We start from the raw sequence: 10,158 nt of genomic DNA, 5'->3' as shown, positions 1-10,158 counted from the left end.
CAACCTCGACATGCCCGCCATGACGATGGTGTTCCGCGCCGATGCCGATGTGATCGCCCAAATGGCCGAGGGTGACGAGATCGAATTCACCGCCGACCGCGTCGAAGGCAAGCTGAAGGTCACCGCGCTGAAATAAGCGCATGACCCGACATGGCCGCATCTGACCCGCTGAACGGTCAGATGCGCGCCCAAGGCATGAAGGACATTCAATGAAACGCACCCTCTTCGGGATTGCTCTTCTGGCCGTGGCCGCCGGGGCATTCCTTCTGATGCAGCCCCCTGACACCCAAACGACCGACGCTCCGCTTGCAGGGGATGCGATGGTCGCCGTGCAGATCCCCGCCAGCTTCACCGAACAAGAGCAGATGGGACAGCGCGCCTTTGATGCCGCCTGCGCCAGTTGCCACGGGACAAACGCGCAGGGCAGGCAGGATATCGCACCGCCGCTTGTCCACAAGATCTATGAACCCAGCCATCACGGCGATGCGTCCTTTCTTCTGGCCGCACAGAATGGCGTGCGGGCGCATCACTGGCGCTTTGGCGACATGCCCCCCGTCTCGGGTGTGACGCGGGCCGAGGTGATGGATATCGTCGCCTATATCCGCGCCCTGCAACGCGAAAACGGGATCAATTGAGGCTTTCGCCCTCCTATGGGCGGCATGGTGGGCAAGCAGATTTGTCACATCGGCAGCCCTGCATGTGATAGAGTCACAGGTGACGTTCCCCCTGCACGATAGCGTGTCAGGGTGCCGGGATCTGGAACCCCACAGGTCATGGGGTGTTGTCATGGGGTGGCACGTCACACCGTAGGAAAGGACGTTCGACATGATGAACGGATATGGCATGGGTTTCGGCGGACTCTGGATGATCGTCATCCTGATCCTTGTCGGTCTGATGATTGCCGCCCTGATCAAGTATCTGCGCAAGTAAACCAGAAAGAGAGTTCCGCATGACCTATACCATCACCCGGTTGATGACCGGGGCGAATATCGACGACATCGACACCCGGACGCGCAAGGCACTGGCCGAGCATGGCTTCGGTGTCCTGACCGAGATCGACGTGCAAAAGACCATGAAGTCCAAGCTGGACGCCGACATGCCAGCCTATCGCATCCTCGGGGCCTGCAATTCGAACATGGCCTATCAGGCCATCGGGATCGAACCGCGCGTCGGCGCGATGCTGCCCTGCAACGTGATCCTGCGCGCGGTCGAGGGCGGCGTGGAGGTCAGCGCGATTGATCCCGTGGCCTCCATGCAGGCGATCGACAACGCGAAGTTGATCGCGGTGGCGGGTGACGTGCGCGACCTTTCGGCCAAGGCTATCGCGGCGATCTGACATGCGGCGTCACCCACTGCGGGCGGCGCTTCTGGCGGGCCGACAGGTTAATTTTGTCTGAACAGCCGCCGCCAAGTGTCTGAAAACATTGGCCTCGAAAAATGTCCCACGATGGGACACCGCCGGATCATCTCTCCTCCGGTCTGGCGGCAGCCACCATGCGCTGGGTCAAGGCCGCCGCGAAAGCCACGAAAAGGCCGATCCCGGTCAAGATGTAGGCGATGGTGAACAGCTTGCCAAGGACGGTGCGCGGCACAAGGTCGCCATAGCCCACGGTCGCGATCGTGACGACCGCAAAATAAAGGGCGTCGATCCAAGCCCATTGCTCGACCAGTCGATAGAACACCGTTGCCACGACGATCAAGGCCGTCACCAGACCCATGAGAACCCTCACATGCGGGTCCGCAAGCGCGACAGGCAGCCCGGACAGGAGAAAGCCAAGATTGACACCGAGTTTCATGAGCATCGCCTGCATGCTGGAATAGGGTGGCGCAAGATTGACGCCCTGTCAGTGAAAGAGATATTTTGCAGCGCTCAGCACCACGCCAAGGCCCCCGGCACAGCACGCACCAAGGATTGCAGAGATCAGGGCGCGGTCAACCACCCAGCCCACACGCGCGCCGAAGATCATCAGCAGGGCCACGCAGAACCCTTGCGACAGAGCAACAGCCGTCTGGACGGCAAGCAGGCCGAAGGCCGAGGCAAGCATGATCACCGCCGGCAGATTGGCGGCGACGAGGGCGGCACGGCTGTGGTCCCAGGCCTGACGGATATGGGCGCGGGTTGGCCTGTCGCCCGTCCTGATGGCCCCGGCCATGACCTCGGCAAAGACCTTGGACATCAGGATCGCCGTGACCGAGCCGAACAGAATGACGGACACTCGGATGGGGCTGGCGGGATGTGCCTCGAACGAGATCAGAAGGCTGAGGACCGTGACCGCGCCATAGATGATCCCGAAGGAGGCTTCGTCCATCGCCTTGATCCGGTCGGTATGCCTGTGGGGCTGGGCCTGTCCCGAACCCATCAGTAGGCCGTCCATCCGCCGTCCGTGGCGTAGATGCCGCCGGTGAAATTCGACGCCTCGTCCGACAGCAGAAACAGCATCATGCCGACCTGTTCGCCCACCGTTGCGGATCGGTTTTCGGGATCGGTCCAGGCGAGGATGCTGTTGGTCTTGATCGACCCCATCATCGGCCCCTGACTGGTTTTCATCGAGGCCGCGACCATGGCACCCGCGCGGGCCACCATCGGTGTGTCGGTGGCGGCCATGTTCACCGAATTCACGCGGATGCCGTAGGGGGCATAGTCAATGGCGGCGTTGCGGGTCAGACCGTTCACGGCGTGCTTGCTGGCGACATAGGCGGGGTTGCCCGCAAGCCCCGTCATCCCGGCGATGGAGCCGACGTTGAGGATCACGCCGCCCTTGCCCTGTTCGACCAGATAGCCCAGTTCGGCCCGCAGCGACAGGAAGGTGCCCAGCGCATTGGTGCGGAAAACATTGTCCCAATAGTCCTGCGTCGCCTCGTGAATGCGGGCAAAGATCAGGGGGCGCTGGCTGTCGTAATCATTTGCCTCGCCCGAGTAGACGCCGTCCATCACACCGGCATTGTTGATCGCACCATCCAGCCCGCCATAGGTCGTGGCAGCAGCCTGCACGGCAGCCTCCATCGTGGCGGGGTCGGCGATATCACCGTGAATGAACACGCTGTTGCCGCCCAGATCGCGGATCGCGGCATCGGTCGCCTCACCCTGATCCTTGAGCCAGTCCACGCCCACCACATTCGCACCCTCACGCGCCAGACGGATGGCGGCGGCGGCGCCCATGCCGCGGGCTGAACCGGTCACGATATAGGTGCGCCCGGAAAACCGGCCCGGAATGTGATAGTCAGGGTCCAGTGGCCGCATCGGCACCAAGGCGTTGCGCCCCGGCCTGCCGCCCGGAACCTGCGCCTGTGCGGGTGGCGTGGTCAGGCTGGCCGTGGTGGCCATGGCACCCGCCGCAAGTGTCATGCCCTTGAGAAGGTCGCGTCTTTCCATATCGCATGCTCCGGTTGGAAGGTTCAGGGGAAATCAGCCCGACCACGCACGAGGTGGAACGGGGTCGGGCCTGCACCTTAGAAGATCGTGAAACCTCCATCGGTGTTGTAGGTCGATCCGGTGATGTTCGACGCCTCCTGCGACAGTAGGAACAGCATGATCGCCACCTGTTCGGCGGCGGTCGAGCCGCGCTTGGCCTGATCGCTGAATTGCAGCAGGCTCATGCTTTTATAAAGCCCGATGCCGGTATCGGCGAAGCCTGTCTCGCGGCGCTGGCCGATGATCTCGAAGGCGCGTTCGAACATCGGGGTCACAGTCGTGCCCATGCCGACCGAGTTGACGCGGATGCCATAGGCCGCGCAGTCGATGGCGGCGGTTTTGGTCAGTCCCTGCACCGCGTGTTTCGACGAGACATAGGGCACCGTGCCGCCAAAGCCCCGGATGCCTGCAACCGAGGCCACGTTGACGATGGCCCCGCCCCGGTTCTGCGCGATCATCTGGCGGATCTGGTGACGCATCGCATAGAAGGTGCCGTAGACATTGACCTTGATCACCCGGTCGAAATATTCATCCCCCGCCTCGTCGATCCGGGCCATGACGCGGTCTTTCTGGTTGGGATAGTCGATCGGTTCGTCCGGGAAGAGGGCGTCCATCACGCCCGCGTTGTTGATGGCACCATCCAGCCCGCCATAGGTGTCCACCGCGACGCGCACCATCTGCGCGCAGGTGGCATCTTCGGAGATGTCGCCGCCGACGAAGGTCGCATTGCCGCCGTCGGCCCTGATCTGTTCGACCACCGAGGCACCGAGGTCTTGGAGGATATCGACGCCGACGACATTCGCACCTTCCTTGGCCAGACGCCGGGCCGCGACCTCGCCCATGCCGCGGGCCGATCCTGTCACGATGATCGTCTTGCCCGCGAACCGGCCGGGGATGAAATAGTCATCGGCGATGGGCACCACATTCTGGCGACCGGGGATCGCGGCATCCTGCGGGTTCCATGCTGTCGCATAGGGGCCAAAGCCCAGCGACATGGCCTGTGCTTCGGCCTGCGTCGCCGTCACCGTGCCCGCCAGACCGCCAGCCGCCGCAATGCCAAAGCCCTTGAGGAAATCGCGGCGTTCCATGCCATCGGTGGTGTCGCTGTCCTGTGTCATGTGATGTATCCTTTTGACTGAATGAGGAGATTTTCGGATCAGAAGGCGTAGCGCACGAAGACCATCGCGCTGAGCCAGTCTTTCGCTGTGCCGCCCAATGCCGCCTTTGCGCCGTCGCCCGGCACGGTGTAGGCGATGTGGCCATGCACATAGGTGTTCTTGGATTTGAACCATTTGACGGTGACATTCGCCTCGTAGCCCAGTTCCTTGTCGCTGAGGAACGACAGCGCCGGATTGCCGCCGATATTGTTCAACTGGTCCGCCCGGAAGGCCCAGAGTTGGGGCACGATCTCGACCCGTGGGGCGACACGGAACCGGGCCTGGATGCGGTGGGCTATGACGTTGCTGTCCTGCACCACCTTGAAATGGTTGGCCCCCTGCACCCATTGTTCGCCATTGCCGCCCGACAGCAGCGGGTCCCAGCGTTCATAGGTCGAGGTTGCCGGATCATCGCCCGAGAAATACGAGAGGCGATAGCTGATGCTGGGCGACCATTTGGCCTGCGGCATGTGATAGCCCGCCTCGACCCAGCCCGCGCGCGCGTCCATGTCGAAATCCCGGTTGGTCTGCCGCGCGATTTCGCCCCCGAAGAAGGGCCCTGCTGCACCCGTGGGGTTGGGCTGCCAGGTGAAGCGTGCGTCCCAGAGTTCCAGATTCTCGCGTCCGCCCGCGATTGTTCCGGTGGGGCTGAAATAATTGGTGTTCGACTTCGGCACGGTCAGATAGGTGGCCCCAAGGGTCAGGCCCGCCAGCGGTTTGGTTTCAAGGTTGAGGCCCGCGATCTTGGTGTCGGAGTCAAGGATCGGCAATTCGTCGGGATCGACGTAGAACGCCTCGAATTTGGTGTCGTTATAGGCGATCTGGCCCAAGACCAGCAGGTCCGAGGACCAGCGCGCATTCGCCTGAAGGGCGGCGCGCTCGTCGCCATTGGCCGCGGTGTTGGCGATCAGGAAACCGTTGGCGAGCGTGAAACGCTGGCGTCCGGCGGTGAAGTTATAGGTCAGGCGGTTGCCATCGGCATCCACATTGCCGCCGACCAGACCGATATAGGCGTCCTCCAGATAGGTGTAGCTGCGGGTCTTGTCGGTGAAGAGTTCCTGCCCGTAAGACCCCGAGGTGATCGCGCTCAGCCCGCCATAGAAGGACAAGCTGTCGCCAATCGGTGTGATCCCATAGACCCCGTAATGCAGATAGCCTTCAACCCAGTCGTCATAGCCTCGCCCCGAGGGCGTGCCCTGCACCAGCGGGTTTCCCGCCAGCATCAGGTCGGGCCGTCCATACCACGCGTTGTTGTTGGCATAGTAGAGCGCGAAGGCATCCAGCTTGAACCGCAGATAGGTGCCGTTGCGGTCAAGGATCAGCGGGAAATCCGATGACTTGCCGGTGGCGGCCATGCCGCGTCCGGTGGCGGGTTGCGTGCCATCGCGCAACTGGACGGTCACGGTCAGATCAATACCGCCTGTGGCGGAGGGAAGGCCTTCGTGCCCGATGTTTTCCACAGCCGGATTCCGCCGCGCGGACCCCAGGGCAAAACCGATCCGATCCTCGGAATAGGCAGCACCGGGAAAGAGGCCAAGGGCGCGGCGCACGCTGTCCTCGATCCGGCTGTTGAAGGCTGCATCCGCGCTGGGATTGTCGATCACGATACGCACAGAGTCGATCAGTCGTCCCGCAAAGGGCTGTGCGTCGGAAATACCCTGCGCCGATGCCGCGCTGCCCAGAGGGGCCGAGACGGCGACTCCCGCCATCACCATCGCCATGACCCGCAACAAGGCTGTCGCGGTGATCGGCGATGGATGCCGTGATCCATTGTTCTGGCAGATGTGCATCGGAATTTCCCCCTCTCGGTCGTTCGGGGAAAGATGCGCGCGTTTTCCTGCTGGCGCGACAGGATGCCTGCTCAAATTGAGCAGGCGGAGCAAGGCAGGTGCTCAGGCTTGCAGCTCTTGCCGCAGTTGAATGTAGAGCCTTGCCAGCCTTTTGTTGAAGCGGTCCTCGAAATCGCTGAAGGCCGCCTTTGCCGGAGAATGCGACGCATCGCCCACGATATACCAGCCTTTCTTGGGGTGGTTCTCGATCCAGCCGCGGGCCTTGAGCGCGGCAAGCTTGCGGTTCACTGTCTGTCTGGGCAGATGCAGAACATCGGCGATACGCGAGGCGGACATGCAGGCTTTGCCACACTGGCTTTCGTCATGTCCATCGAACTGGCTTTCGAGGCGGCGCTGCCCCAGAACAGCCAGAACCAGCATTTGCGTCAGATCGCCCTCGAAGGTGTCAACCAGATCCACCAGATGTTCGGTGAAGAACTGAACGAAGGCGTATTGGACCGGAAAGTAGGACGCCTCGATCCTTTTCTGAACATCCGTCAGACGCTGGCTGCTGCTGGCGGCGGGCTTGAAATTGGTGATGGTGCGACAAGGCTGTGCCGTCATGAACCGGTTCCCTGTGTCGGAAGTGAAAATAAAAATCATCCTATGAGAGAGTATTTTACCACGAATGAATGTCTTTGGGTGCTCATTTTGAGCACCCCGTTGTCGCGCTTGCGTGTAGGTTGCATTCCGGCGGATGCGCCGGGCCCTTGAGAGAAAGCGGACATCACTGTGAAACAGGGGGAGGACCTGACAGAGGCAGTCGGCGTGCAGCGCGCTGTCCGACGGGGCAGGATCGTTGATCAGCACCTTTTGTCTGGCCCCTCGGTCGCTGGCGCGGTCTTTGCGGCGCTCGCCTTTGTGGCAGCGCTTCTGCCCGGCATGGTGCCACGCAGCGAACTGGGCCAAGGAATCCTTGCAGGATTTGCCGTCTCCTTTGGGTATTGGATCGGTGCGGGGCTGGCGGCGTTGGCGCGGATGCTTGGTGCCGGCGAGGATACCGCGCAGGACGGGGCTAAGGCGCGGGCCATCGGATTTGCAGGCTTCGGTCTTGCCGTGGGTCTGGTCGCCTATGGGCTGTGGTTCCTGCCAACATGGGCGAATAGTGCACGGGCGGCGATGCAGCTGCCGCCGGTGGAAACCGTGCATCGTCTGTTTGTGCTTATGCTGACCATGAGCGTCGGTCTGGTGCTTGTCATGCTGGGGCGGGTGTTCCGCCGCGCGGCCATCATCGCGGCCAATGTTCTGTTGGTCATTCTGCCGGTCAGGGTGGCATTGATCCTTGGTCTTGTGCTGGCCTCTGGCCTGTTCTGGTCGATCGGTTCGGGCGTTCTGGTGCGGGGTGCGGTGGACGGTATGGACGCGGCCTATGCGCAGATGGATGCGCTGATCCCGCCGGGGTCCGTGCCGCCGGATGATCCGCTGAAGTCAGGGGGGCTGGGCTCGCATGTGCGCTGGGACAGCCTTGGGGCGCAGGGCCGCGACTTCGTGCAGGCACCGCCCGGGCAGGCGGATATCGCGGCGCTGCACCAAGGGGATGCCCTTGAACCTGTCCGCGTCTATATCGGCGTCAATTCCGCCGAAGGCCCGGCAGCCCGCGCCGCACTGGCCCTGCAGGAACTGATCCGCACCGGCGCGTTCCAAAGACGATACCTTGTGATCGCCACGCCGACCGGAACCGGCTGGGTCGATCCGGCGGCCATCATGCCGCTGGAATATCTGCTGCGCGGCGATGTGGCCACGGTGTCGGTGCAGTATTCCTATCTGCCAAGCTGGCTGTCGCTGCTGGTAGAGCCGGACCGCGGGGTCGAGACGGCCCGGCAGGTGTTCCGGACCATCTACGGCTATTGGAGCGTATTGCCTGCCGATGACCGCCCGCGGCTTTACCTCTTTGGTCTCAGCCTTGGGGCGCTGAACTCGGATCTGTCCGTGGATGTCTATGATATCATGGCCGATCCCTATCATGGCGCGCTATGGGCCGGTCCGCCATTTCCCAGTCGCACCTGGAACGTGGTCGTCAAGGCGCGCAACCCCGACAGTTCCGTCTGGCACCCCCGGTACAGCGACGGGCGGATGTTCCGCTTCATGACGCAGGATGACGGTGCGGACATCACCTATGGGCCGTGGGGGCCTTTGCGCGTCGTCTATCTTCAGTATCCATCCGATCCGATCGTCTTCTTCGAGACCGGCAGCTTGCTGCGCAGGCCCGCCATCATGTCGCCACCGCGCCCGCTCGATGTGTCGGAGGGGCTGGTCTGGGTGCCCGTGATCTCGTTCCTGCAATCCGTCGTCGATATGGTGACTGCGGCGGGCACGCCTGCCGGGTTCGGTCATGTCTATGCGGGGAATGATTATCTGGACGGGTGGCTTGCGCTGCTGGAGCCGCATGGGGCAACCGCCGCCGAGATTGCGCGGATCAGGGAGCGTCTGGTGCAGGAGGGACTGTGAACGGCCTGTCCTCGGGCGTTCAGCCTTGGTCACCCAAGGTGTCGAAGCGGTGTTTCAGGCGTGCGCCCGCCCGTCGTCCGATCCGGCGGGCCGCTCTGGCAAGGGTCAAGGCGTGATCGAAGCGACCGGTGCGCAGGAAATGGATTGTCTGCTCGATCACCAGCGGGTTGAGCATCATGAAGGTATGGCTGACCGGTAGCACGACATGATCCGCCATCCCGGCGATCCTTGTGCTGGCGACAGAGACCTTGCCGTCATTCGGCCCCTCGATCAGGGCTGAAAGGGCCGGATTGAGCGAGACGTTTCCGGCGATCACGCCCAGCGGATAGTCGGGCGGCGGCAGGCGATGGGGAAAGTCTGCAGGTCCTGTGCCAAGTTCGGTTCCGGCAGGACCGTTCAGCCATGCGAAAACCTGATAGTGGCCCAACAGGTCCACGATCTCGGACCCGCCGTTAGGTGGGCCCAGCATCACCATGCGCCCCATCTGCACGGGCCGGTTTCGGGCCAGATAGGCGCGTGCGAGGATGCCGCCCATGGAATGGGTCACAAAGCTGACAGGCGATGACAGGCATGCGGCCATGGCCTTGCCGACCTCATCGACCAACGCGGTCAAGCTGGCGGTGGTCGAGGGATAGTCGTGATTGACGACCGCGTATCCCGCATGATCCAGCGCCGTGGCCATGGCCGCCATCGACGCATCGCTGCGGCTGAGCCCGTGAAGCAGAACAACCGATCCGCGATCCCGCATCAGGTCTGTCTTGCTTTCACGGCAAGGCCGAGGGCGAGCAGGGCGACACCCGAGGTCAGAAGGTCAATGGCCAGCAGCGTGCCCAGAACCATCCCGGCCGAGGCCGGAAACCCGGCGAGAATGGCGGCGCCCAACAGGATCGAGATCGCCCCGGACAGCAGCATGAACCAGAATGACGGGTGTCTTGTCAGCGCGAAGCACAGCCCGATCTTGGCCGCACCGGACATCAGGAAGAACACCGCAACCAGCAGCGTCAACGAGATGATGCCCTCCAAAGGTCGCAGCAGGAGGGACAGACCGACAACAAGCCCCAGACCACCCAGCAGGATGGAGGGCCACCATCCGGGGCGTCGTCCCTGCCGCAACCCCGCAAAAACCTGAAGCCCGCCAGACAACAAGAAGAACCAGCCCGCGATCTGTTCTGCCGTGAAGGTGGCCGCCAATGGGTTGAGAAGGGCCACGACGCCCCCCAGAAGCAGAGCGCCGCCCGCCAGAAAAAAGGGGAATGTCTTCATGATGGTCTCTCCAAGCCGCATGGGGGCTGGCAGTATCATGCCGCTCGGA

The 10,158-nt window shown here is 62.8% G+C and carries 12 protein-coding genes; 4 read left to right on the top strand and 8 right to left on the bottom strand.

Annotated features, from left to right (window positions below):
- The 3 genes from PVW27_RS16265 to PVW27_RS16255 form a co-directional block, all read left to right on the top strand.
- Positions 1 to 136 (top strand): copper-binding protein (locus PVW27_RS16265; protein WP_274559545.1); only part of this gene is annotated, 136 nt, incomplete at its 5' end.
- A 73-nt stretch (positions 137 to 209) separates the two neighbouring features.
- Positions 210 to 635: a c-type cytochrome gene (locus PVW27_RS16260; RefSeq protein WP_274559538.1), complete on the top strand. Its 426-nt coding sequence runs from the start codon at positions 210 to 212 to the stop codon at positions 633 to 635.
- 314 nt (positions 636 to 949) lie between these two features.
- Entirely contained in the window at positions 950 to 1,336 is a 387-nt protein-coding gene (locus PVW27_RS16255; protein ID WP_274559537.1) for a DUF302 domain-containing protein, read from the top strand.
- A gap of 127 nt (positions 1,337 to 1,463) precedes the next feature.
- Here PVW27_RS16255 and PVW27_RS16250 read toward each other — a convergent pair whose 3' ends face one another.
- From PVW27_RS16250 to PVW27_RS16225, 6 genes are all read right to left on the bottom strand, one after another.
- Positions 1,464 to 1,796, bottom strand: a complete 333-nt coding sequence (locus PVW27_RS16250; protein WP_274559536.1) for a potassium channel family protein — start codon at positions 1,794 to 1,796, stop codon at positions 1,464 to 1,466.
- A 48-nt stretch (positions 1,797 to 1,844) separates the two neighbouring features.
- A complete protein-coding gene (locus PVW27_RS16245; protein WP_274559534.1) occupies positions 1,845 to 2,375 on the bottom strand; it encodes a hypothetical protein in 531 nt (176 codons plus the stop codon).
- Positions 2,360 to 3,373: an SDR family NAD(P)-dependent oxidoreductase gene (locus tag PVW27_RS16240; RefSeq protein ID WP_274559532.1), complete on the bottom strand. Its 1,014-nt coding sequence runs from the start codon at positions 3,371 to 3,373 to the stop codon at positions 2,360 to 2,362. Before PVW27_RS16240 ends, PVW27_RS16245 begins: the two co-directional genes overlap by 16 nt.
- Positions 3,374 to 3,450: 77 nt before the next feature.
- The gene (locus PVW27_RS16235; RefSeq protein ID WP_274559530.1) at positions 3,451 to 4,530 is read right to left on the bottom strand and encodes an SDR family NAD(P)-dependent oxidoreductase; all 1,080 of its coding nucleotides are present in this window, start codon (positions 4,528 to 4,530) and stop codon (positions 3,451 to 3,453) included.
- A 38-nt stretch (positions 4,531 to 4,568) separates the two neighbouring features.
- On the bottom strand, positions 4,569 to 6,359 hold the full coding sequence (locus tag PVW27_RS16230) for an alginate export family protein (protein ID WP_274559528.1): 1,791 nt from the start codon (positions 6,357 to 6,359) through the stop codon (positions 4,569 to 4,571).
- A 102-nt stretch (positions 6,360 to 6,461) separates the two neighbouring features.
- Entirely contained in the window at positions 6,462 to 6,962 is a 501-nt protein-coding gene (locus tag PVW27_RS16225; protein ID WP_274559527.1) for a MarR family transcriptional regulator, read from the bottom strand.
- A gap of 168 nt (positions 6,963 to 7,130) precedes the next feature.
- On the opposite strand from PVW27_RS16225, the gene PVW27_RS16220 reads away from it, so the two are divergent.
- Positions 7,131 to 8,846 carry an alpha/beta hydrolase gene (locus tag PVW27_RS16220; protein ID WP_274559525.1) on the top strand — a complete coding sequence of 572 codons (1,716 nt, stop codon included), beginning with the start codon at positions 7,131 to 7,133 and terminating at the stop codon, positions 8,844 to 8,846.
- 19 nt (positions 8,847 to 8,865) lie between these two features.
- Here the strand turns inward: PVW27_RS16220 and PVW27_RS16215 are convergent, their stop codons facing one another.
- Both PVW27_RS16215 and PVW27_RS16210 read right to left on the bottom strand, forming a co-directional pair.
- A complete protein-coding gene (locus tag PVW27_RS16215) occupies positions 8,866 to 9,594 on the bottom strand; it encodes an esterase/lipase family protein (RefSeq protein WP_274559523.1) in 729 nt (242 codons plus the stop codon).
- Positions 9,594 to 10,109 (bottom strand): HdeD family acid-resistance protein, encoded by a 516-nt coding sequence (locus tag PVW27_RS16210; protein WP_274559522.1) that lies wholly within the window; start codon positions 10,107 to 10,109, stop codon positions 9,594 to 9,596. The genes PVW27_RS16215 and PVW27_RS16210 overlap by 1 nt, the downstream gene beginning before the upstream one ends.
- Positions 10,110 to 10,158 lie beyond the last annotated feature (49 nt).

Source organism: Seohaeicola sp. 4SK31, from assembly GCF_028802875.1.
Classification (GTDB): domain Bacteria; phylum Pseudomonadota; class Alphaproteobacteria; order Rhodobacterales; family Rhodobacteraceae; genus Seohaeicola.
The sequence above is the reverse complement of the archived record's forward strand: the minus strand, read 5'-3'. Positions and strand labels throughout refer to the sequence as shown.

Coding starts and splice junctions, on each gene's coding strand:
- PVW27_RS16250 (WP_274559536.1), bottom strand. CDS start 1,796: ATGAAACTCGGTGTCAATCTTGGCTTTCTCCTGTCCGGGCTGCCTGTC.
- PVW27_RS16260 (WP_274559538.1), top strand. CDS start 210: ATGAAACGCACCCTCTTCGGGATTGCTCTTCTGGCCGTGGCCGCCGGG.
- PVW27_RS16240 (WP_274559532.1), bottom strand. CDS start 3,373: ATGGAAAGACGCGACCTTCTCAAGGGCATGACACTTGCGGCGGGTGCC.
- PVW27_RS16230 (WP_274559528.1), bottom strand. CDS start 6,359: ATGCACATCTGCCAGAACAATGGATCACGGCATCCATCGCCGATCACC.
- PVW27_RS16235 (WP_274559530.1), bottom strand. CDS start 4,530: ATGACACAGGACAGCGACACCACCGATGGCATGGAACGCCGCGATTTC.
- PVW27_RS16215 (WP_274559523.1), bottom strand. CDS start 9,594: ATGCGGGATCGCGGATCGGTTGTTCTGCTTCACGGGCTCAGCCGCAGC.
- PVW27_RS16255 (WP_274559537.1), top strand. CDS start 950: ATGACCTATACCATCACCCGGTTGATGACCGGGGCGAATATCGACGAC.
- PVW27_RS16210 (WP_274559522.1), bottom strand. CDS start 10,109: ATGAAGACATTCCCCTTTTTTCTGGCGGGCGGCGCTCTGCTTCTGGGG.
- PVW27_RS16245 (WP_274559534.1), bottom strand. CDS start 2,375: ATGGACGGCCTACTGATGGGTTCGGGACAGGCCCAGCCCCACAGGCAT.
- PVW27_RS16225 (WP_274559527.1), bottom strand. CDS start 6,962: ATGACGGCACAGCCTTGTCGCACCATCACCAATTTCAAGCCCGCCGCC.